The sequence below is a fragment of the Chryseobacterium sp. 22532 genome, assembly GCF_052044665.1.
GTDB classification, from domain to species: Bacteria; Bacteroidota; Bacteroidia; order Flavobacteriales; family Weeksellaceae; genus Chryseobacterium; species Chryseobacterium lathyri.
On record NZ_JBQENJ010000001.1, the window covers coordinates 877,299 to 902,024 of the forward strand.

General features: G+C 36.9%; 17 protein-coding genes and 1 tRNA gene. 9 read left to right on the forward strand and 9 right to left on the reverse strand.

Going from position 1 to position 24,726, the window contains the following annotated elements:
* Window positions 1–29: 29 nt before the first annotated feature.
* Window positions 30–103: transfer RNA gene (locus tag ACTJIV_RS04185), tRNA-Met, on the forward strand.
* A gap of 258 nt (window positions 104–361) precedes the next feature.
* On the opposite strand, the gene ACTJIV_RS04190 is transcribed toward ACTJIV_RS04185, so the two are convergent.
* The 9 genes from ACTJIV_RS04190 to ACTJIV_RS04230 all read right to left on the reverse strand — a co-directional run bounded on the left by ACTJIV_RS04190 (window position 362) and on the right by ACTJIV_RS04230 (window position 10,393).
* Entirely contained in the window at window positions 362–1,660 is a 1,299-nt protein-coding gene (locus tag ACTJIV_RS04190) for an HlyD family secretion protein (RefSeq protein WP_440625781.1), read from the reverse strand.
* A gap of 39 nt (window positions 1,661–1,699) precedes the next feature.
* Window positions 1,700–3,892: a peptidase domain-containing ABC transporter gene (locus ACTJIV_RS04195; RefSeq protein WP_223558329.1), complete on the reverse strand. Its 2,193-nt coding sequence runs from the start codon at window positions 3,890–3,892 to the stop codon at window positions 1,700–1,702.
* Window positions 3,893–3,955: 63 nt separating this feature from the next.
* Entirely contained in the window at window positions 3,956–4,039 is an 84-nt protein-coding gene (locus ACTJIV_RS04200) for a bacteriocin-like protein (protein WP_407934742.1), read from the reverse strand.
* 40 nt (window positions 4,040–4,079) lie between these two features.
* Window positions 4,080–4,268, reverse strand: a complete 189-nt coding sequence (locus tag ACTJIV_RS04205; protein WP_146897182.1) for a bacteriocin-like protein — start codon at window positions 4,266–4,268, stop codon at window positions 4,080–4,082.
* 83 nt (window positions 4,269–4,351) lie between these two features.
* Window positions 4,352–5,860, reverse strand: a complete 1,509-nt coding sequence (locus tag ACTJIV_RS04210) for a vitamin K epoxide reductase family protein (RefSeq protein ID WP_440625784.1) — start codon at window positions 5,858–5,860, stop codon at window positions 4,352–4,354.
* Window positions 5,861–6,669: 809 nt separating this feature from the next.
* Entirely contained in the window at window positions 6,670–7,755 is a 1,086-nt protein-coding gene (locus tag ACTJIV_RS04215; RefSeq protein WP_440625785.1) for a DUF3810 domain-containing protein, read from the reverse strand.
* Window positions 7,718–9,163, reverse strand: coding sequence for an MFS transporter (locus ACTJIV_RS04220; RefSeq protein WP_111957395.1), 1,446 nt, complete (start codon window positions 9,161–9,163; stop codon window positions 7,718–7,720). The genes ACTJIV_RS04215 and ACTJIV_RS04220 overlap by 38 nt, the downstream gene beginning before the upstream one ends.
* 39 nt (window positions 9,164–9,202) lie before the next feature.
* On the reverse strand, window positions 9,203–9,931 hold the full coding sequence (locus ACTJIV_RS04225; protein WP_440625787.1) for a lysophospholipid acyltransferase family protein: 729 nt from the start codon (window positions 9,929–9,931) through the stop codon (window positions 9,203–9,205).
* A 3-nt stretch (window positions 9,932–9,934) separates the two neighbouring features.
* On the reverse strand, window positions 9,935–10,393 hold the full coding sequence (locus tag ACTJIV_RS04230; RefSeq protein ID WP_111957399.1) for a GtrA family protein: 459 nt from the start codon (window positions 10,391–10,393) through the stop codon (window positions 9,935–9,937).
* A 492-nt stretch (window positions 10,394–10,885) separates the two neighbouring features.
* Between ACTJIV_RS04230 and ACTJIV_RS04235 the strand changes: the two genes are divergently transcribed.
* The 8 genes from ACTJIV_RS04235 (at window position 10,886) to ACTJIV_RS04270 (ending at window position 24,393) form a co-directional block, all read left to right on the forward strand.
* Window positions 10,886–11,149, forward strand: coding sequence for a hypothetical protein (locus ACTJIV_RS04235; protein ID WP_111957401.1), 264 nt, complete (start codon window positions 10,886–10,888; stop codon window positions 11,147–11,149).
* A gap of 75 nt (window positions 11,150–11,224) precedes the next feature.
* Window positions 11,225–12,076, forward strand: coding sequence for a BadF/BadG/BcrA/BcrD ATPase family protein (locus tag ACTJIV_RS04240; protein ID WP_440625790.1), 852 nt, complete (start codon window positions 11,225–11,227; stop codon window positions 12,074–12,076).
* A 16-nt stretch (window positions 12,077–12,092) separates the two neighbouring features.
* Complete coding sequence (locus ACTJIV_RS04245) at window positions 12,093–14,393, forward strand: NADP-dependent malic enzyme (RefSeq protein ID WP_111957405.1); 2,301 nt, start codon at window positions 12,093–12,095, stop codon at window positions 14,391–14,393.
* 193 nt (window positions 14,394–14,586) lie between these two features.
* Window positions 14,587–15,171, forward strand: a complete 585-nt coding sequence (gene ruvA, locus ACTJIV_RS04250; RefSeq protein ID WP_111957407.1) for a Holliday junction branch migration protein RuvA — start codon at window positions 14,587–14,589, stop codon at window positions 15,169–15,171.
* A 57-nt stretch (window positions 15,172–15,228) separates the two neighbouring features.
* Entirely contained in the window at window positions 15,229–22,197 is a 6,969-nt protein-coding gene (sprA, locus tag ACTJIV_RS04255; protein WP_440625806.1) for a cell surface protein SprA, read from the forward strand.
* A 132-nt stretch (window positions 22,198–22,329) separates the two neighbouring features.
* Window positions 22,330–23,547: a hypothetical protein gene (locus tag ACTJIV_RS04260; protein ID WP_440625793.1), complete on the forward strand. Its 1,218-nt coding sequence runs from the start codon at window positions 22,330–22,332 to the stop codon at window positions 23,545–23,547.
* 116 nt (window positions 23,548–23,663) lie between these two features.
* Window positions 23,664–24,041, forward strand: a complete 378-nt coding sequence (gene gcvH, locus ACTJIV_RS04265; protein ID WP_111957411.1) for a glycine cleavage system protein GcvH — start codon at window positions 23,664–23,666, stop codon at window positions 24,039–24,041.
* Window positions 23,983–24,393, forward strand: a complete 411-nt coding sequence (locus ACTJIV_RS04270) for a VanZ family protein (RefSeq protein ID WP_338075514.1) — start codon at window positions 23,983–23,985, stop codon at window positions 24,391–24,393. Before gcvH ends, ACTJIV_RS04270 begins: the two co-directional genes overlap by 59 nt.
* The last annotated feature ends 333 nt before the right edge of the window (window positions 24,394–24,726 follow it).

The window sequence follows — 24,726 nt, forward strand, 5'->3', positions numbered from 1 at the left end:
AATATTTTCTATATTTGCACCACCAAAACGGCGAGGTAGCTCAGTTGGTTAGAGCGCAGGATTCATAACCCTGAGGTCACGGGTTCAATTCCCGTCTTCGCTACAATAAAAGGGAAAGTAATACATATTACTTTCCTTTTTTTATTTTAAATAAAATTCATCATTATATTCTTTTAAGATGAATTAAAACCATTTACTATAAGTTTCCAGTGATTTATGATCCCAACTCCGCCCCTATAAAGTTTTCCATTATTTTAATTTTTATGTAGCTATTGAGAGCTTAATCTGAATTAATATAGTGTCATAAATAGAAAACCGCAGCTTACAACAGCCGCGGTTTCTTTATATGTAAGAGGGCAAATTAACTTTGGTACCCCAATAATTTTCTGATCTGATAGAAAAATCTTTCAATAAGCCGTAAATCTTGTGTTACGATCTCTGCATTACCTCTGAGTTCTTTATCAAACGTAAGGTTCTTATTATAGCTTGTTTTTAATCCCTTGGGGAGAGTGATATCTACATAGTAATTTCCTTTATCATCAGGAATAAGAGAAATATTCTGTACTTTTCCTTCTATAATACCATATTCCTGAAAACGGTAGTTATCAAGTTTAATCAATACTTTTTGGCCTGTAGTTACCTTTCCTGAGTTAACGGTAGGAACAGACATTCTTCCTACCAGCTTTTCCTTGTTTGTAGGAAGTATGGAAAGGATGGGTTCTGCTACTTTTACAAATTGATTTTCTCCGAAAAACTGTTGAAAACTGGCCATACCATCGGTGGATGATATAACAAGATAATTTTGTTCCCACTGCTTTAAAGATTTACGAAGCTGTTCAAAAAGCTGTAAAGTCTGCGAAGAATATGTTATTTTATCTTTTTCCGTATTGATAGCTGTGCCGCTTTTCGTTTTGTTCAGATTTGAAATTCCCTCATCCATTTGTGAAATGGAAATATTAAGGTTTTCAAGATTTTGTTGTGCCTGAAGATATTTTATTTTTTCATTTTCAAGTTCTACGGAAGCGATTACTCCCTGGTTGAAAAGTTCCTGAGATCTCTGATAGCTTTTTTTTGATAATTCATATTTAGCTAATTCCAGGCTTTTCTGTTGTTTTAAAGTTGTGATTCTTCCCCTGTATTCTGAGATACTTTGATTCGCTGCAATATTTTCAGGAGCATAAGGCTGTAGCCTCGTGAAAAGCTCCTCATCCTGAAAAGCTTTTGCGAAACTATTGTAATCACCCTGCAATTCTCCAAGTTTGAATCTGGATGTCTGTGCAATCGGGAAAGAGCTAAGCTGATTGGGAGCAATAGAATCTACAAGCTTTTTCAGTTCCAAAACATCCTTATAATTTGCTGTGGACTGCATCACCATCAATACATCATTTTTCTTAACCTCCTGATGATCCTTAATAAAGATCTTTTCAATTTTTGAGCTGGTTCTGGCTTCTATCTTTTCAGGCGGATTTTGTGACGTAACAATAACGGGAGCGGAAACAAATTCCGGATATTTGATGATATAGCTCATCACAAGGATAAGCAGAAGTATAACTAATATAATGCTGTTTCCCCAGCGTATCATCCAATGAGGAGGCTGTGTGAGAATGTCCTGAACACTTTCCGAACGAAGTTCAATATTGTCTAAGATGTCTTCTTTCATGTTTCAAAGATAAATTTTCCCTGTGCTTTCAGAGTATTGTTAATTTCCTAATTCAAGCTGATTCTTCACCAGTCTGTAATATTCCCCTTTTAAAGAGACCAATTCGGCATGGTTACCTTCTTCTACCACTTTACCTTTATCGAGAACTATGATTTTGTCGGCATGTTTTACCGTGGATAATCTGTGAGCAATAACGATAGCAGTTTTACCCTTAAAGAACTGTTCAAGATTCTCCATGATCACTTTTTCATTATTGGCATCCAAAGCAGAAGTGGCTTCATCAAAGAAGATAAATTCCGGCGATTTATAAACCGCTCTGGCAATGAAAAGCCTTTGTTTCTGACCACCGCTGACTCCCACACCTTCGTTTCCAATCTTTGTATTATAACTTAACGGAAGGCTTTCAATAAACTCTTTGATATTGGCAATTTCTACAGCTCTTCTTAATTTCTGTTTGTCCACATGATCTTCACCTACCGCAATATTATTGGCTATAGTATCATTGAATACATATCCTTCCTGCATTACCACTCCGCAATGATCTCTCCAAAATCTCGGGGAAATATTTCTTAACTGGGTATTTCCAAGTTTAATTTCTCCCGAATTAGGTTCGTAAAATTTCATCAAAAGCTTCAGAAGTGTGGTTTTACCACTTCCGCTGGCCCCCACAATAGCTGTAGTTTTCTGGTAGGGAATTGTAAGGGTGAGATCTTCAAATACAGGAACATCAGATCCAATGTACCTGAATGATATATTGCTGACATCAATGTCTTTCTCCGGAATTTCACCCGCATACTGTTCATTTTTGTCTTCTTCATCTTCTTTGTCGTGAATCTCACCCAATCTTTCCAATGAGATTTTTGCATCCTGAGTCTGTTTGATAAAATCGATAAGCTGCAATAATGGGCTGTTCAGCTGTCCAATGATATATTGCACCGAGAGCATCATCCCCAAGGTAAGATTGCCACTCAGAACCAGTTTTGCAGAAAGGAAACTTACCAGAATATCTTTCATCTGGTTGATGAAATTTCCTCCTACAGACTGCCATTGTTCCAGAGATAGAGATTTTATCCTGATTTTAAACAGCTTTACCTGTAAAAATTCCCAATCCCAACGCTTCTGCTTTTCCGCGTTATGCATTTTAATCTCCTGCATACCATTGATCAGTTCGATTACTTTACTCTGTTCCTGTGAAACCTGAGAGAATCTTTTATAATCCAGTTCTTTTCTCTTATTAAGAAAGAAACTGATCCATCCAATATATAATGCTGCTCCTACAAGATAAACGATAAAAAGTCTATAATCGTAGAACAGTAGGACAATACTGAAGATGATAAGATTGACAAGTGAAAACAGGGTATTTAACGAGGAACTCGTCAAAAGTTGTTCTATTCTGTGGTGGTCATTGATCCTCTGCATAATATCCCCCGTCATTCTCGTATCGAAAAAGCTTATAGGAAGCTTCATCAGCTTGATAAAGAAATCTGAGATGATCGAAATATTAATCCTTGCGGAAAGATGAAGGAGGATCCAGCTTCGGATCACCTCAATACCCATTCTTCCCAGGAATAACATAATTTGAGCAAGAAGCACAACATAAATAAAGTTGAGATCCTGGTTCTGTATTCCGACATCTACAATACTTTGGGTAAGAAACGGAAATATAAGCGAAAGTAAACTTCCGGCCAAAAGACCTACGGCAAGCTGTATAACAAGTGACTTGTACTTAAGCAGGTATTTCGAAAGGAAAGAGAAGCTGGCTTTACTTTCCGTTGTGTCAAACTCTGTCTGAAAAAATGCGGGCGTTGTTTCAAGAATAAGGGCAATCCCTTCTTCTGTGTTTTCGTTGGCATTTTCCCCGATCCATAATTTAATAAATTCTTCGCGGGTATAGGTAATCAGTCCGTAACTCGGATCTGAAATATAGACTTTATTATTTTTATCAATTTTATAGACAACAACGAAGTGGTTCTTATTCCAATGGACAATACATGGGAACGGTACTTCTTCTGCAAGGGTATTAAAATCGATCTGGACTCCAAGGGAACGGAACCCTAAGTTTTCGGATGCATCACTCAGCCCCAAAAGGCTGCTTCCTTCACGGGTGGTTTCAGAAAGTGTACGGATCTGCTGCAGAGAGATACTTCTGCCGTAATATTTACTTACTATTCTAAGGCAGGTTGGTCCGCAGTCTTTAGCATCCGGCTGTTTATAAAAGGGAAATTTCTTCAAAATTTATACTCATTATAAAATGTCGCCACATATGACGACATTTTTACTTTATTCATTGTTGTACTAATTAATCATTTGGCTAATCTCTGTGATACCTCCTCGAAGTATTCTCAAGTTTTCTCTTGACAGTTTTTTTAGATTTTTCATATTATTGAGCTTTGTTTAAGGTTGAAAGTTATTAACCTGTTTACGGCGTAACATCAATCACTGTAGGAGGAGTACAATAATACGTATTAGGACCAGCTCCGGCTATGGATCTGCATACACCGTTTGCACAGCATTGATCTCCACCACAATTACCATCCAGAGGGCATTGTCTAAGTCCTCCTTTAATGGTTTTTAAACCCTCTCTTGAGATTTTCTTTAAGCTTTTCATAGTTACTAAGTTATTTATTTTCCGCTCTTGGAATTCGCTTTTATTTTTTCCTAAGATAGTGAATTTTTCAATTCCGGAAAGATTTATTGAAAGTCCTCATCTTCCATTAATTCATCAACAAAGAACCAAATATCTTCACGGTCATATTTGTCCGGAAACTGATGCCCGTTGAGAATGAAAATAGGAGTGAAGTTCAGACCGTTGTTGCTGTTATCCTTGGTCATTTCAATAAATGGCGTTAAATCTTCTGTTGTAGACGATCCCGATAAAGAGACGATCTTGTTTTCATCTTTTGTTTCAAACCATTCTTCAACAGCTTTCAAAAATTCTTTTTCAGACTTGTTGTGATAAATATGTTTAAAAGCTGAAAGTAATTTGGTGTATTTCTCATCAGCTCTTTCCGTAGAGTAGTTGAAACGGATCTGTACAGAAATGTCATCAGGATATTTTTCAAGAAGCCCTTCCATGATCTTATGGCCGTCTTTACAAAAACCACAATAAGGATTGGATACAATTGAAAGACGAAGTTTAGAGTTTTTATTTCCTAATACGAAAGTCTCCGTATCCTGGAATTCTATTTTTTCATTTTCTAAAAGCTGGCTTTTGAAAAGTTCATAATTTCTTTTAAATCTAAGGTTTTTAGCATTTGATTTCTGAAGGCTTTCTTTTTGAGAAAGAATGTTGCTGAAATATAAAACAGCAGAGAAAACAAGGATCCACAGAACAGCTGTTAATAATAAAATTCCCACACTAAACGGTGTACTTTGAAAAAACAGAATGCTAAGTACCAATTGCCCTAACAAGATTGAAATAATCAGAAGACATACTCTGCAGAAAGCCTTTTCTACAAAAGCCTGGATGTATAATGAATAGGCAATGGCCAATACGGAAACAAATGTAAATCCTTTTACAATATAAGCTGTTGCCGGTAAGAAAAGCCCCAGTATGGCAAGCCCTGTAAAGTAGATCAGAGAAAAATCTGAGAATTTTAAACCAAAAATACTTGTTTTATCCTGCTTGATAATCTTGTCACATGAATTGGTAGTCTGTTTGGCAGAGGTATCTCCACAAATACTTCCGATTACTGTAGAAGTATTTCCGAATTTCTGGTTGAAGATCTCCAGAGAAATATAGACACCTGCCAGAGAAAGAATATTAAAAAGAGCCTCGTATATCGTTTGAGTGAAAAAAGAGTAGCCAAGAATGATGGCGAAAACAACATATAAAAGAGGTTTAAAATCAAAGGCTGTCTTATTTTCCGCATTTTCAGTTTTTTCAAAAAGTAGGACGAAATCTGTTGATTTTTTATGAAGTTCTTCTTTATTGAGTGTTTTGGCTTTTTCAGAATAAACCGAATAACTGGCTCCCGATTTCTTTACCAGAGAAAAGGAATTATCTACGATCGCGATAAACTCTTCCGGCAGCTCATCCCAATATTCCTTATCAAGTTCATAAGCATCATTTTTTACGCCCATAAAGTTAAGCGTATCACTAAAAGCCAACGCAGAAGGGTAGTTTGGATGAGAATTGAACTGAAAAGAAAACTCCTGTTTATCAAGTTTTAGATAGTTAATTAGCTTGTCGAAAATCATAGTAATATTTTTAACTAAAATACGCAGATGTTTTAAAAAAACAAATTTTTTTTCTATTAAGGGTGAGATATAAGGATGTTTTGGTGGATTTAATTTGAATATCAATAATTTGTTAAAGAAAAAAATGTTTCGCCTCTGATTATCGAACGTATCTGTACTTTAGAAGATTAGTTGTTTTTTCACATCAGCTTTTTATCAACTCAGGTAAGTTATAATTTTCAATTGCTTTTTGTTTTAACAGGTTTTTACTCCATTTCTCTCATTTTTCAGAGTAAGGATTATATCCGCGCTTTACTCATCATCATGTATAATTATTTTACAGAAATATTCATTTTAGTTTCTAAATTTAATTTTACTTTTTATTTATGTATAGTTTGACCATAAAGTAAAATGATACGTGCTAATGTTTTGTTGTTGCTAGATTAAAAATAAGTTGAATCTTCAATAATATTATTAAATAACTCTAATTTTATGGTTATAAAAAAACTGCAAAAACATGAATGCTTTATTTTTAAACAAATGTTTAGTTTTGTGAATTTTTATTAGTCTATTTTAACTTTTTATGTTGATTGATTACTGAATCATAAATTTTGTTAAGGTTCTAATTTTCAATGTTGAACACAAAAAAACTTAAAAAATCATAAAGTTTTCTTAAAGTTTTAAAAAACAATGGAAATGTTTTTGTATTTATAAAATATATTGTACTTTTACATCGCCTTGAATGAGGGAACAAGTCAAGGTAATAAATTTTTTTTCATCATTTGTGTTTTTAGAATCGTATCGCCTGATACGATTCTTTTGTTTGTTTATTACTTTTCGTAATTCAACAAGAGATCAATGAAGTAAGAATAAGTAACAGCACCTTCTTGCTGGTTGCTTTTTAAAAACAAATTATTCGTAAACCCGAAAAAATCATCCAGCCACCCCTGATGTCTGAAAATAAAACTTCTTTCGTACATCCGATCTCTTTTCATTGCCGGAGAATATTGTTTAAGGACTGATTTTACAAATTCGGGGTCTTCCTCAACAATAAACCTTAAAAGACTTTTTAACGTAAAATATTCAGTACTGTACCTTAAATCTGTATTTTTGGAATTCACACCAATCAGATAGCCTATGAAATTGGCTTCCTGCTCTCTGGCAAAACCAAGCTGGTGAGAACTTTCATGTGCAGAAGTAAACGGGATAAGAGTATGGGGAAGTTCTGCATTATATTGGGCCTCTGCTGTAAAAGGGTTATAATATCCCAGTATTCCTGTGAAATTCATCACACTTTTGAAAAGACTTGGTTTAAAAGCATTGATCTGTGGAGCACTTTTATCCGAAATATATTTCGGAAGCCGGGCTTGCTGATGCAAAATTTCTGTCTGGATAGAAATAAGATCGGTAATAATGAATATTCCGTTTTTATCTTCCCGAACGGATTGTCGGGTAGCTTTGCATTTTTCCAGATAGCGTAGGGCTAATATTTTTGCTTTACCAATTTCAGGTTCTTTTTGGCTGGAAAGTTTTTTAATGACAGGAGTCTGAAAATAAAGCATTCCCCAAAAGACCTGGTAGATGAAGTAAAAGATATTAATGGTAGCCAGAAGCTTCAAAATAGTCTCGTTTCTGCTTTTCTTTTTAAAACATAAAACAAGACAGTATAAAAGAAAAATTCCCAAGAGAATATAGATAAGATCCCCAAAAGAAAAAGGGATCCAGCTGAAAAGTATTTGATGGAGCTTTTTCTGGAATTCAAAAAAACGCTCAAAGAAATAGATCGTTATTCCGGACTTTGAGAAGCCATAGAACAAAAGAAATTGGGCAAGTAATACACCTGCCCAAAATCTCTTTTTATATATTATTTTTGTTGTATTAGTGACCACTGCCTTTAGAGATTTTATCCAGATCAATACCCTGGGATTTTAAGATCCCTGTTACACGGATTGCATAGAATGCAAGATAAGCAAAACACACAACACCTACGATATAGCTGAAGTGAATATTGGTTTTATCTGCAATATATCCCTGGATAAAGCTTACAATACCACCACCCATGATCATCATGATCAGATAGCCTGAACCTTGGTTGGTGTGCTTTCCGAGACCGTTGATTGCAAGAGCAAAAATACAAGGCCAGAGGGTAGAACAGAATAATCCTACACTGGTAAAAGCGTATACTGATACCATCCCTGTTGTAAACATTCCTATCAGTAAGGCGGCTATACCTGCTACAGAGAAAATCAAAAGCATTCTCGCCGGGTTTCCTTTACTCATAATGTCACAGATGATCATCACAATAATAACAGCACCGTATACATAGAAAGGTGAAAGGTCATGCTTAGCAATTGCATTCACTAATAAGAATACACCAAATGCAAGATAAGGGGCAAGGAATCTTAGAATCTTTTTGAATCCGGCACTCAGGTCAAATGCTTCTACAGCACCCGTCCAACGGCCTATCATTAATGAAGCCCAGTATAAGGAAATATAAGGCGCTACATCTTTGGTTTCAAACCCTAAGCTTTTTTCCATATAAGCAGGAAGGTTACTTGCTGTAGAAACTTCTACACCTACATATACAAAAATCGCAATCATACCCATTACCAACTGAGGGTATTGAAAAGCGGATGTTTTGTGATCTCCCGGAATCACATCGTCAGTATCCTCTATAATAGTAGGAGTGATTGCAGGAAGAGAAGAGAACTTAAGCATGATGGCCACCAGTACAAATGCAACTCCCAGCATAAGATAAGGGACCTTTACGCTTTCGATACTTGCTTCTGTATTAGCTGCAGATGCAGCACCAAAAATCGCAAATGATACGAGAAGCGGTCCGATGGTTGTTCCCAGGTTATTGATTCCTCCTGCCATGGTAAGTCTCTGAGATCCTGTTTCAGATGGTCCCACTTCAATAGCTAGTGGATTCGCTACAATCTGTTGTAATGAGAAACCGAGTCCAACAATGAACAAACCGGAGATCATCAACGGAAACGATGCCAGATTTGCTGCCGGATAGAACAGTAAAGTTCCTGAGGCCGAAATAAGAAGACCCAAGATAAGACCATTTTTGTAACCTATTTTATTAATAAGATCCTGTTTCAAACCTTTTGAAACAGCCATATAAATTAAAGAACCCACGGTGTACGCCACATAAAAGCAAATCTGTACGAGCATACTTTCAGTTTGGGTCAATTTAAAGGCTTTTTGGAAAACTGGTATGAGAATGTCATTACTTGCCGCAACAAATCCCCAGAAAAAAAACACAGTAACCAAGGGAATAAACTGTCCCCAATTGGTTTGTTTAGAATAATTTGACATGTTTGTTAAAAATTTCGCAAACAAATATAACTATTTCTTTTAAATAGAATGTTCCAGCAATGTTTTTTTTATCTCTTTGTAAGCTTTTGTTTTCAGATCTCTCGGAGAATCTGATGGTTCCATGATTCCGTTGAAATATACTTTTACTTTTCCCGGGTAACCTTTTGCACTGTCGAAAGGAAATATTTCTTTTAATCCTACAAAAGTGTACACTGCAATTGGAGAGTGGTGTTTGGAAGATAAAGTAAATGCTCCGTCTTTAAATTCATCAAGCATAATAGAAGTATCGTCAGGAACGCCGCCTTCTGGGAATATCGCAATACTATTTCCTTCTTCCATCTTTTCTGCACATCTTCTGTAAACATCTGCACGGCTTCTTGCGCTGCCTCTGTCTACCATCACACATATCCTTTTATATATGGTACCGAAAATGGGAATTTTTACAAGTTCTTTTTTGCCTACAAAGCAGATCGGATGATGGGGCATCAGGATGCAGGCAAGCATAATATCCATAATGGAAGTATGGTTCGAAATGAAAACGTACGGTTTACTTTTGTCTTTTTTCTGGTCAGAAAGATTGATGAGATCGTACCTCAGACCCATGCCGTAAAACATTCCAAAACACCAGATCCGGATAAATTTGTAAGCATATTTGTAATGCTTTTTATTAAAGGATAAGATATAGACAGGGATTCCCAATGTGACCGTTAAAAAAAACGCCAGCAGCAGCAGCCATAGTCTCCAGAGATAATTTAAAATTTTTGTCACTGCTTAACCGTTAAAAATTACTTTCTTTTTCACTGAATAATTAAGTATGGAAACCAGGAGGATTGCTGCAATCTTACTGATCATTTCAGGGCTTAAGGTATAAAAAAATAAATTGATATTGTCCTTAAATATAAAGCTGTAAAAAATCTGGAAAAAGCCTAAGCTTAATAAAGTTGAAATGAAGGATACTCCCATAAAATAAGCAAACTCTTTTCTTTTGGAATGCTTTCCTCTTTCAAAGACAAACCAGATGCTTAGGAAATAGTTGCTGATGATTCCACAGCATGTAGAGAAAATATTACTTAAAGGATAATGAATGCCATGAAAATTGGTTTCTCTGGCGAAAACATGCGGAAGGTAAGTACTGAATGCTTTGAAGCTTCCAATCTCTACAATAGCACTGAGCCCACCGGCAATAATGAAGAACAAAACCTGTTTCTGGCGTATTAGTAATTCTCTCATTCAATATATATGAGGTGCAAATTTATAACTATATGTCAATAATGGAAGAATAAAAGAATATTTTAAAATAAAATATTGATTTAACAAATTGGTTTTTAGTGAAATATATGATGGTTTAATTTCCGGTATCATACATAGTTATAAAAGTCATGCGTCTGATATTCATTAGTTATAATTATTAATAAGGAATGGGAAATTTCTTTTTATCATTTCAAAAAAAATTAAAAACGATAGCAACATTGATGTCTAAAAGGAATCTGAAAGTTTCAGCCAAAAATAATTTGGTAAGCATATGTTAAACATTGAAAAAAGTTGTTAAATTATTTTTTTGAACCAAAATAATTTCTAAATTTAATATTCAGAATGATGTAATTATAACCTGATAATAAATTCATTTTCAACTTCTTGTGTTGATGGTTTTTTCTATCTTGTAATGTGCGGTATAACGCATACTACCATAATTTTTACGACCCAAATTATAACAATATTTGTATGAAAAGTCAAAACAAATACAGAAAATTCCAGCTTCAGCAAAAAAATATTGAAGCTCTTGAGAGAGAAAATTCCCGCTTCAAAAGAGTGTATTCAGAATATGAAAATATGACAGACGAATTGTGGAACCTAGAAAACTCTACCAATGAACCTGTGCCTGATGATTTTATCAACGCCATCATGCTTCAGAGCTCTTATCTGGAAGATGAAATTGAAGACTGGCTCATCAAATTTGATAACCAAAAAGCTGATATAAAACATTAGAAGCTTCCAGTCTGTTTTTAAACGCTATTTGAAGATAAATTCATAATTTAGCATCCTTAAACTAAAATGTAAAATATGGTTGCTATTGTTGATAGTGGGTCTACCAAATCAGATTGGGTGATACTGGATGATTTCAAAAAAGTGTTTTTAAAAACAGAAACCATCGGCTTTAATCCCAATTTTATCAACAGAGAACTTATTGTTCCTGAAATAGAAAAGAACAGCAGCCTTATATTAGTCAAAAATTCCATAACCAAGATCTTCTTCTATGGCTCAGGTTGCGGTGTGAAAAAAAACTGCGAAACTATTGAAGAAGAGCTTAAAAGGATATTTACAAAAGCAGAAATCGTTGTGAAAGAAGATCTTATGGCCGCAGCTTATGCCGCATATAGCGGAAAGCCAGCTGTGGTATGTATTTTAGGTACAGGATCAAACTCTTGCTATTTCGACGGGGAAAACCTTAAAATAGAACTACCTTCCCTGGGTTTTCTTATGGGAGACGAAGGAAGCGGAAGTGCTATCGGGAAACAGCTCGTGCGCAGATACTTTATGAAAAAATTGCCGGCAGATCTTCATACAGAATTCGAACAGAACTATGGACTGAAGATTGAAGATGCATTGAAAAACATGTATCACAGCCCGCGACCTAATGCCTGGTTAGCGGATTTCAACAAATTTGTCATCGAAAGAAAGGAACATCCTTACTTTAAAAATATGGTGTACGAAGAAATGAAAAATTTCTTTGAATACCAGGTAATTCCATATCAGGAATCAAAAGAAGCCGAGATCAATTTCATCGGCTCTATCGCTTATTATTATGAAAGTACCCTCCGCTCTGTTGCGGCAGAATTTCATTTACATGTGGGCCACGTTGTCCAGAAACCTATCGAAAGTTTAGTAGACTACCATATTAAGTATATACTTTAATAAAAAACAAAATTCTATGTCAAGTAAAACCCACCGCGACGAAAAGAACTTTAATCAGGCCGCGTTAGATTATCATAAAGCCGAACCTAAAGGAAAGATCGAAGTTATCCCTTCAAAACCGCACTCGTCTCAAAGAGATCTGTCATTGGCGTACTCACCGGGGGTGGCGGTTCCTTGTATGGAGATCCATGATAAACCGGAAACTGTGTACGACTACACAGGTAAAGGAAACCTGGTAGCTGTAATTTCCAACGGAACAGCTGTATTAGGACTTGGAGATATTGGAGCTGAAGCTTCAAAACCGGTAATGGAAGGAAAAGGTCTTTTGTTCAAGATCTTTGCAGATATCAACGTTTTTGATATTGAGATCGATGAAAAAGATCCGGATAAATTCATTCAGATTGTAAAAGGTATTGCTCCTACATTCGGAGGAATCAACCTTGAAGATATTAAAGCTCCTGAAGCGTTCTATATCGAACAGAAGCTTAAAGAAGAACTGGATATTCCTTTAATGCACGATGACCAGCATGGAACGGCAATTATTTCAGCTGCTGCATTGATTAATGCTCTTCAGATCGCTAGCAAAAATATCGGAGAAGTGAGAATGGTAGTAAATGGAGCAGGAGCCGCAGCCATTGCTTGTACCAATCTATATATTTCTCTGGGTCTGAAAAGAGAAAATGTTTTAATGTGTGACAGTAAGGGAGTGATCAATCATAAAAGAGAAAACCTTACGCCTGAAAAAATTGACTTTATTGCCAATACAGATATCGAAACACTTGAAGATGCCGTAAAAGGTTCAGATGTTTTCATCGGTCTGTCAAAAGGAAACGTAATGACTCCGGAAATGCTTTCCAGCATGAATGAGAATCCTATCGTTTTTGCTTTGGCAAACCCGGATCCTGAAATTGCTTACGACCTTGCCCTTGAAACCCGTAAAGATGTGATCATGGCAACAGGTAGAAGTGATTATCCTAACCAGGTGAACAATGTATTGGGATTCCCTTATATTTTCCGTGGAGCATTAGATGTTCAGGCAAAAGGAATCAACGAAGAGATGAAGCTGGCAGCTGTACACGCTATCGCAGATCTTGCAAAAGAACCCGTACCGGAAGCTGTAATATTGGCTTATAATGTTCAGAACCTGCAATTTGGAAGAGAATACTTTATTCCAAAGCCGTTTGATAACAGGTTAATTACCAAAGTGTCCAGCGCTGTAGCAAAAGCAGCCATTGAAAGTGGTATTGCCAGAAAAACCATCGAAGACTTCGAAGAATACGAAAACCAGCTGCTGGACAGAATGGGAAGAGATGAGAAGCTGGTAAGAATGATGCAGAGCCGTGCTAAATCGAATCCAAAGAGAATTACTTTAGGCAACGCTGAAGAATATAATGTATTGAAAGCCGCACAGATTCTTTACGAAGAAGGGATTGCTTTCCCAAGTCTGTTAGGAGATAAAAAATACATCAAAGAGCAAATGGAACGTTTCGGTATCACCCTGGATATTCCGATTATAGATCCAAGTGATGACGATCAGAAAGAAAACAGGAAAAAGTACAGAGAAACTCTTTGGAAACTTCGTCAGAGAAAAGGGATGAACGAGTACAAAGCGAAAAGATATGTGCGTCAGAGAGATTATTTCGGTCCGCTAATGCTGAGACATGGAGATACAGATGGCCTTATCGTTGGTTTCTCTAAAAACTATACTTCAGTGCTCCGTCCTGTTTTAGAAGTTATTGAAAAAGATAAAGGAGTAGACAAAATAGCAGCAATGATGATGATCCTTTCAGAAAAGAAGCCAATCTTCTTCGCCGACACATCCATCAATCAGAATCCTACAGCGGAAGATCTTGTGAATATTGCTAAAATGGCTGAAATCACAGTGAAATCTTTTGCTATAGAGCCTAGAATTGCCATGCTTGGTTTCGAAAACTTTGCCGCAATTTCTGACACTTCCAAAAAAGTAGCCAAAGCAGTAAGCATTCTCCACGAGAAATACCCTAAAATGGTTGTTGATGGTGAGATCCAGCCGGATTTTGCCATGAATGCAGATCATTTAAGCGATTATCCTTTCTCAAAATTAGGAACAACTCCTGCCAATACTTTCGTTTTCCCGAATCTTGAAAGTGCCAATCTTTCTTACAAGATCATCAGAGGAATGAAAGTGGCACAGGTGATCGGACCAATCTTGATGGGATTAAAGCAGCCTGTACACGTTTTACAGATGCGTTCAAGCGTAGATGAAATTGTAAACTTAGCTACTGTGGCGGTTCTTGATGCCCAGAGAAGAGAAAAGAAAAACTCTGAAAAAAAATAGTTAAATGCTGAGGCCGCCATAAATGGCAGTTTGATAATCATAAAAATAATAGAAGGCTCCTATTTTGGAGTCTTTTGTTTTTATATTAATTCCTTGAATTTACGATCAAAATTTAAGTTAAAAATCATTCGCACGTGAAATGAAAATATTAATTAGTTTAAATTGCTATATTTGGGAGTTTTAAAAATTAATAATGATATTTTCCTTACAAGGCAGTGTTCAAGAACTTACACCCACTTACGCAGTGATCAACGTACAAGGAGTTGGTTACTATGTAGGTATCAGTTTGATGACCTCCCAGGCTCTGGCCCTGAATAAGCCGGCATTCTTATTTACTCAGCAGATCATACGGGAAGATGCTCATCTTCTCTTTGGATTTAACACTCGTTCAGAAAAAGACATGTTCAATCTGTTAATAAGTGTTAACGGAGTAGGAGCTGTTTCTGCCCTTATCCTCCTTTCCACCTTGAGCCTTGAAGAGATCGCTTCAGCCATTCTCTCCAAGAACAGCGCACTGATTCAAAAAGCCAAAGGAATAGGTGCCAAAACTGCAGAAAGAATTATTGTAGATTTAAAGGATAAAGTCCAAAAATTCAGTATTGGAGAAGAAAATATTTCTTCTTTTGTGGATAATAAAGTCAAGGAAGAATCGTTATCTGCATTAGAAGTTTTAGGGATTCCGAAACGAATGAGCGAGAAGATCGCAGACAGGATGATGAAGCAGAATCCTGAGATCTCCGTAGAAGAATTGGTAAAACAAATTTTAAAAAACATTTAACATTTGGTGGCGAATAATAAGCATCTGAAAATATTTTTGTTCCTGTCGTTCCTGTGCATGTCAGTAAGTGCCTTTGCACAACAGGTACGTGATACTGCGATCATAAAGAAAGATTATCAACTGGCTGACCCTACAAGGTATGAGGCCTTTTATGACATAAAAACAGGGATGTACTATGTATATCCTAAAATAGGAAATACCTATACAGGTCCTCCTACAGCCATGTCTCCGGAAGAGTATAAAGAATTTATGCTCGCAACGCAGTCAAAAGCTTACTACAAAGAAAAATCCGATAAGTACAGTCTCCTTTACAGAAGAGATAGAACGGACGCCCGTAAGAAAGGTCTTATTCCGTCTTTGATGATCAACAACAGGCTGTTTGAAACTATTTTCGGAAGTAATAAGATAGAGATCATTCCTTCAGGATATGCCTCTTTAGATTTTGCCGGACTGTACCAAAAAATAGATAATCCACTGATCCTGCCACAGAACAGGACCAGTTTTACCTTTGATATAGACCAGAGGATACAGCTTGGATTATTGGGTAAAGTAGGAGAGAATCTCCAGTTGAAAGCCAATTACGATACCCAGAGTGGTTTTGCATTCGAAAACAGGATGAATCTTGTATGGCAGGCAAAAGGAAACTGGAAAGACCTTCAGACTAAAGGTCTTGGTGAAGTAGACAAACCCAGTGCAGGAGGAGAAGATAAAATTATTAAAAGAATAGAATTCGGTAACGTTAATATGCCGCTTTCTACCAGTCTTATCCGAGGCTCGCAGTCATTATTCGGGGTAAAAACAGAATTCCAGTTAGGAAAAACCTATGGAACAGTAGTTCTTTCCCAGCAACAGGGGGAAGCCCGTAATATTGTAGTACAGGGTGGAGGTGTTATGAATAACTTTAAAGTCAACGCTATTGACTACGAAGACAACCAACACTTTTTCCTGGGACATTACTTCCTGGACCGTTATGATAATGCACTGTCCAATTATCCACAGATCAACTCCACGGTAAATATTACCAGGCTGGAAGTCTGGGTACTAGACCAGGGGAACAGTAACCTGGCATATCAGAAAAGTATTATTGGTATCCGAGATTTGGGAGAAGGTGCTTCAGGATTGCCGGACAACTCTCAGAATGGATTATACCCGTCTATTAATGCAGCAATAGGACCAAGAGAAGCTGGTAAAAATTATGCGACAACCTTTCAGGGGCAGATGTTCCCGGGAAGTGCGCAGCCTTACGATAACGGAGAACAGTTTATTTTTAATACAAAAGCAAGAAGGCTGAATGCTAATGAATATACATTACAACCTCAGTTAGGATATATTTCATTGAACCAAAAGCTGAACGAGAATCAGCTTTTAGCCGTTTCCTATTCCTTTACGGATGGTACCAATAAAGTTTATAAAGTAGGGGAATTCTCCGAAGAAAGTCCTGTATTGGTAACGAAAGTTCTTAGGGTAAACAATAAAGTAAATACAGAATCTCCAATGTGGGACCTGATGATGAAAAACATCTATTCTTTAGATGCAGGGCAGGTAGCGCAAGACGGCTTTATTCTTAATGTATTCTACAGAGATCCGAAAACCGGTGGTAAAGTGAATTATCTTCCCGGAACCAGTGTCCAGGACAAAAATTTACTGAAATTGCTTAACTGGGACCGTCTCAACATGAATGGTGACATCCAGGCCAGCAGCGGTATATTGGGAGACGGTATCTTTGACTTTGTTAACGGAATTACGATCAGGCCGGAAACAGGTAGGATTATCTTTACCAAAGTACAGCCTTTCGGAAGCTTTATGCAGGGACAGGTCGGGAATGATCCGCAGTTTGTTTTCACAGATCTCTACAGGCAGCAGAAGCAGGTGGCATCTTCCAGCAATCTTGCCCAGAGATATACCATAGAAGGACGGTACAAAGGAACACAGGGGCAGGGGATTTCTCTTGGTGCTGTAAACGTTCCGCAGGGATCTGTAAAAGTTTCGGCGAATGGTGTTCAGCTGACAGAAGGGGTAGACTACACCGTGGATTATATGCTTGGAACAGTAACCATCATCAATGAAAATGTTAAGCAGTCCGGACAGGCTATCAATATCTCATTAGAAAACCAGCTTACCTTTAATACCCAGAGAAAAAGATTCTTGGGATTAAACCTGGAAAGAAGATTCAATGAGAACTTTATAATAGGGGGAACAGTTGTTAACTATTCCGAATCTCCACTTACTCAGAAAGTAAACTACGGGCAGGAAGCTGTTAATAACACGATGGCCGGGATCAACATGATGTACAACAATCAGGTTCCTTTCCTGACAAGGCTTACAGATAAGATCCCATTTGTAAATACAGAAGCTCCATCGAACCTGAACTTTAAAATGGAAGGGGCATATCTTCTTCCGGGATTGAATAAAGGAACAAATGATCAATCTTATGTAGACGATTTCGAACAGACAACGTCTAAAATATCCTTAAAAGAACCCACTGCATGGAGCTTGGCTTCAAGACCAGAGAAAAACTTGGCGGCACCATTTAACGGAGCTCCTAGTGATGACGCTGTGACAAGCGGTTATGGAAGAGGACTTTTATCATGGTATAATATTGATCCGAGATTCTGGGGAGTAGGAGGAAGAGCACCGGCAGGAATTACAGCGCAGTCTGTTTCCAACCACGCATCCAGAAGAGTTCAGTATTCCGAAATTTATAATAACAGAGATTTTGTTGCGGGTGAGCAGACCTTCACCAATACTTTAGATATTTCTTACTATCCTCAGGAAAAAGGTCCATACAACGTTAATCCGGGTTCCGAAACAGCGGCTTCCAGATGGGCGGGAATTATGAGACCCATCAGTGTTTCCAATTTCGTTAATTCAAATATAGAATATGTTGAATTCTGGATGATGGATCCTTATGCGGATGGAACTGTCTTAGGTGATAGAGCGAGACTTTTACTTCAGTTAGGAAACGTTTCCGAAGATATCCTGAAAGACGGCAAAATGCAGTATGAAAATGGTCTTCCTACTCCGGGAGCACCTTCTACTACTACCACTTCCAATTGGGGAGTACAACCGAAACAGCCGCCAATTCTTTATGCGTTTTCAAGTGAAGGTGATGACAGAAGATCTCAGGATTTAGGATATGATGGTTTAAGCTCAGATCAAGAATCTATGAGATTCGGAAATACATTTGTTAACCCGGTTACCAACTTGGTTGACCCTGCTGTGGATGATTTCGTATTCTTCATGTCAGATAAATTTACAGGTAATCAGGCGGCATCACTTGTTCAGAGATATAAATATTTCAGAAACCCGGAAGGAAACTCTCAGGCTAATTCATTGGAAGTGGCTTCACAGACTCCGGACGCAGAAGATATCAACAAAGATTATAACCTTGACCAGACAGAAAGCTACAATGAATATGTTGTAAAACTAGATAAGCCGAGTCTTGCCCTAGGACAGAACAATATCGTAGATGTAAAAACTGTAAAGGCCACTTTCCAGAACGGACAGTCTTCTGACGTGAAATGGTACCTGTTCAGAATTCCTGTTTCGAAATATGCAGAAACTGATGCGGAAGGAGAACGAAGTGCATCAGTGCTTAATAACGTAAGATTCGCGAGACTAATGCTTGCAGGTTTTGAGCAGACTTCAACTTTAAGATTCGGGACAATGGATCTTGTAAGATCAGACTGGAGAAGATATCCAAATCAGATTGCCAGCCCTACAGTATCTTCACAACAGGAAGGGGTAGGTATAGCACAAAATAATAACTTTGAAGTAGGAAGTGTAAATATTGAAGAAAATGCCCTTAACCAGCCTCCTTATGTATTGCCTCCGGGAATTGACAGACAGGTGTTGAGTGGAAATGCGGGAGCACAGAGACAGAATGAAGCTTCACTTTACATGAAGATAGACGGTCTTGCCGGAGAAGCAAGAGGAGTTTTCAAGAATACTACTCTGGATATGAGAAGATATAAAAAGCTAAAACTTTTTGTACATGCTCAGGACCCGACAGACAGATATCAGGGTATCGATTCTGAATCTAAATTCTTCATCCGTTTCGGAAGTGATGCTACGGACAACTATTATGAATATGAATCTCAAATGTTGCTTACGCCTAGGACAGCAACTACACCTTTTGAAATCTGGCCTGTTGAAAACAATGTGGATCTGGAAATCCAAAACTTTGTAGATGCTAAAATTCGAAGAGATAAGAGTTCATCTAATATTGTAGACAGAATCATGGATCCTAATTTTGGAGATGAGTCAAAAAGAATTTATATCAAAGGGCGTCCAAGTTTAGGAAATATTACTACCATTATGATTGGGGTAAGAAATACAAGCCGTTCAAACTCTATTACCAGAATTCTTTGGGTAAATGAGATCCGTCTTTCTGAAATTGAAAATGATGGAGGATATGCAGGTAACGCAAGTTTGAACTTTAACCTTGGAGATTTTGCTACTGTAAATACGAGTGCATCTTATACATCCGTAGGTTTTGGTAATATAGATTCAAAGCCGGCAGAAAGAAACCAGTCTACACAGTCTGCATTCAGTATTAATACTGCTGTAAACGTAGATAAATTCCTTCCTGAAAAAAGCGGGATGAAAATTCCTTTAAACTATTCCTATTCACAAACTATCGAGGATCCGAAATATAACCCTCTTGATACCGATGTGGAATTCAGCAAGGCAGCTAACAAGGAGCAGCTTAAAAAAGTAGCAAGAACTTATACACAGCAAAGAAGTATTGGCGTTGTCAATATGCATAAGGAAAGGGTAAATCCAAATAAGAAACCTAAATTCTATGATATTGAGAACGTTTCCGTAACGGCAGTTTATAATGACGATTATTACAGAGATATTTATACTTCAAGAAACTATAGACAATATCTGAGAGGTTATGTTGATTACAACTATACTTTCAAACCGTGGGTAATTAAGCCATTCAACAAAATGATCAGTGATACGGCGAAATCTACAAAGTATCTGAGATGGATCAAAGAATTCAATTTCAACCCGGTTCCTACAAGATTATCTTTCAGAACTGAAGTAGACAGAAATTACAATGAGCTTGAATTTAGAAATGTAGAAGCAATCTTAAGCGGAAATACCGGTGATAGTTTTGCTGCAATCAAAAACAGAAACTTCTTCTTCGGGTGGCAGTACGGTTTAGGATTCAACTTTACAAAATCATTAAAGTTAGAAATCAACTCTGCAACGAGAACCCTCAATGATAATGTGGATGTAAATGGTATGAGTGACAAATCTATCTTTGGAAATGTATTCAGAGCAGGTAGACCGGTATTGTACAATCACAGAGTACAGCTAAACTACAAACTGCCATTCCAGTACCTTCCGTATTTAGATTTCATCGATGCAGAAGTTGGGTATGGACTTACATACAACTGGAATGCAAGATCTACCGCACTTCTTTCAAGTCCTGAAGGAAGCCTAGGTTCCGTAGGTCAGAATACAAACGTGATTCAGGCTACGGCTACTGCGGATATTCCGAAGTTCTTCGGGCAGTTTAAATATTTCAAAAACATTTCTGCAAAACTGCAGAAGCGTAAACAGGAAATTGACTCATTGAACAACGCATATACACAGCAGTGGGAGAAGAAAAGATATAGATATAAGAGCTATAAATTCAAAAATAAACTGACAATACTGCAGAGCGCAGCTTTCGCACTAACATCATTCAAACAGTTAGATATTAATTATTCTGAAAATAACGGAACGGTACTTCCAGGTCTACTTTCAGCACCAAATATGTATGGATATGGCCAGACATTAGGAGGCCCTACGATTGGATTCCTTTTCGGATCACAGGCTGATATCAGAAGAACCGTGCTGGAAAATGGATGGGTAAGTGATTCCCCTTATATGACCGATCCTTATGTGAAAATGTCAACAAAAGAATTAAGGGCCAATTTACAGATCGTTCCTATCAATGATTTCAGAATTGATCTTAGTGCACTGCATAACTACAACAGAAACTTTTCACAGTCTGGATTTAATAACCGAAATAACCTTGGAACAGCAAATCATGATTATGCATTTGCGAATGATCAGGTAACTTATTCTAACTCTGTGGTACTTCTTAAAACGTCATTCAAAGAGACCCAGGCCGTTTATCAGGCAATCAGGGAAAATGCAATGATCCTTTCCCAGCAGATGGGATTAGGAGAAGTACTGAATAGCGATGGCTTTGCAGATCATTATAGTATTGCCAATGCTTATGTATTGATCCCTGCATTCCGGGCGGCAGTTGAAGGCAAATCTGTTAAGCAGATGGGAAATGCTAAAAAAGCAGGTCTTCCGATTCCAAACTGGAAGATTACCTATTCAGGTTTAAGAAACATTCCGATCATTAATGGTCAGTTCTCTAAATTTGATATCCTGCACGGATATACCGCGACCTATACGGCAACCGGTATCCAGTCAAGTATAGATTACTTTAACAGGCTTTCCGGTGGAAATGCATTTGATGTCAATAATGATTACATCAATCCGTTTACATTCTCTCAGGTTGGTTATGTGGAGTCTTTCTCGCCACTTATCGGTATAGATGTTACCATGAGAAACAATATGCAGTTTGGACTTCAGTATAATAGAAACAGGATGATGCTATTAGGATTGGTCAACCATACTCTTACTGAAGACTCCAATACGGAATATGTAGTAAGACTTGGATATATCGTTAAAAACTTCAGACTTGGTATGGCCAATACGAGAGGATCTAGGGGGAAAGGAAGTGACCTGAACATCAGAGGAGATATCTCGCTGAGAGACAGCAAAACTTCCATCATGAATATCCTGTTGAATGATTCACAGATCACCGGAGGACAGAAACTCATGAATATAAAGCTTTCTGCAGATTATAACGTTTCAGAAAATCTGAACCTGAGAGTATTCTATGAGCAGATGACTTCCAAATACAAAATATCAACGGCATTTCCGTTGTCTACCATTAGGGCCGGTCTGTCTGCAACATTTACATTTGGAGACTCAGGTGGTGGTTTCTAAGAAAAAAATTAATATATAATTACTAAAATAAAAATCCCTTTCTGTAAAAGAAGGGGATTTTAGTTTTAATTCACGTTTTTTGGAATAGCTTGGTTTATGCAATATCTTTGTAAAAAAATACTTTTAATATATATGAAAAAAATTACTTTATCTTTTCTTAGCTTATTGTCGATAATGTCCATAGCACAGAATTTGTCACCTACAGTATCAATTTCTGCATCTGGTTCAGCTGATAACTTTAAAGGAGGCTATACTTTTGCCTATGCTACTTCTGGGACACCTTGGAATGGCTCACTCATAAGTTTTGGTGGCTTTGCAAATCAGTATGATACACAAATAAGCTCAGCCTATAATGGAAACAACATATCTTTTAGAACAAGAAATGGGGACTTTAATGTTTGGAATTCTTGGAATGAACTGGCAACTAAAGGTACTAATGATTTTATAGGTAAACAAACAATTATGGGGAATGTAGGTATAGGAACCCTAGCCCCGTCCGAAAAACTTACTGTTTCTGGCGACCATCAAAACTCTACCATTTTATTACATTCTTCTGGCGATGGAGTAAATAGTCCTGCTAATTTATCACTTTGGGCTTCAGAGCCTCAAGAGACATATACTGGTGTAGGAATCGGTAATAATGTTAGAAACTATGTTACTGGGCAATCATTTCCACGTATAAATACAAATTTAGGAGGCTCCTTTATAAGATTGTTAGAGAATCAGATTAATTTTAATTTAGTTTCTAATACGGATGATAGGAAACTTATAGCGACTCTAAGTAGAGACAGATTTGAAGTTAACGGGCAGCTCTCTTCTAAAATGAGTTCGAATGAAGGAGGGGTAATTGTTTTAGAAAATCCAACAAAAACAGCATCAAACACTGCTGGAAAGTGGGCTATATACAACATGACTGGCAACTATGGGAATGCTTTGCAATTCTGGAATTATTCAAATGATGGAACAATGTATGGAGCAAAATTAAAGCTTTCAGATGAGGGAAATATGGCTTTATTTGGAAAGTTTGAAGCAAAGGAAGTAAAAGTAACCCTAACACCAACAGCTGATTTTGTTTTTGATGAAGAGTATAAGCTGCCGGAATTAGATGAGGTTGAAAAGCACATTAAAGAGAAAAAGCACCTTCCTGAAATTGCATCAGCAGCACAGATGGAAAAAGAAGGAGTTAATATTGGAGACTTTCAGATTAAGCTTCTTCAGAAAATCGAAGAACTTACGCTGTATACGATTGAGCAAAATAAGCAGCTTAAAAAACTTCAGGAGAATAATGATAAGCTCATGAAAGAAATGGATGAGTTAAAAGCAATAAAAAAAATAATTGTTATACAATAGTCAATCGTTGATTCAGTAGCGATTTTTTATTTTGTCTCCAAAATTTAATTAAGATATTCATTACCTCTTTGAACCTTTTATTATTTTGAATACATTTGTACAAAATAAAAATTAAAATGAATACACCATCAGAATTAAAGTACACTAAAGATCACGAATGGATCAAGATTGAAGGTAATGTTGCTACAATCGGTATTACAGACTTTGCACAGGGAGAATTGGGCGATATCGTATACGTAGATGTAGATACTGTAGATGATGATCTTGAAGGGGCGGCTGTTTTCGGAAGTGTAGAAGCAGTGAAAACTGTTTCAGATTTATTCCTGCCTATTGCCGGAAAAGTTATTGAGTTTAATTCAGAGTTGGAAGATCAGCCTGAGCTGTTAAATACAGACCCTTATGGAAACGGATGGATCATTAAATTAGAAATTGCTGATGGTGCAGATCATTCAGAACTGCTTACTGCAGAAGAATACCAGGCAATCATTGGATAAAGTTTCAAAAATATTTAGTAAGATTTTGCCCATTTATTGGGCATTTCTTACTTATATGCTCCTAAAACCAGGCGAAGAAAATAACGAATACTGGTTCATGTTCAACGGTATTGATAAAGTTTTGCATGTGAGCATATTTGCAATGTTGGGTTTCTGTTTCATTGCCACTTTTCACAAAATTAAATTTTTATATTTCTTTCAGATCATCCTTATATATGCTTTCCTTACTGAAATCTTCCAGGAAGAAATGGGCTTAGGCAGATCCATGGAATCTTTAGATATAGTAGCAGATACTATAGGATGTCTGATTGGATACTCTATATATAAGGTATTAGTTAAACGTTTTTTCTAAACCAAACTTTCTTATTTTTTTTCTCAACGACGATTGTGGATAACTACGCCATGTTCATAAAGTCTTAATAATCAAAATACTGTATTAATACTTATCCCCAATGTAAAATGTATGTAAATTTTATGTTAAATAAGTTTGTTTTGCGTTTGAATAAGTTGTTATCTTTGCCGCACTGAAAAACGAGAGTAGTTCAGTAGCGCAGAAGAGCTTTTAGATAAGCGATAGGTATTTAAAAAAGCTTACAGGAATCAGGAGAAAAAGCTTAGCAATATTTTAATAAATAAAAGTTGTGGGTTTTAATTTTTTTTGTATCTTTGCAGTCCGGTTAAACGG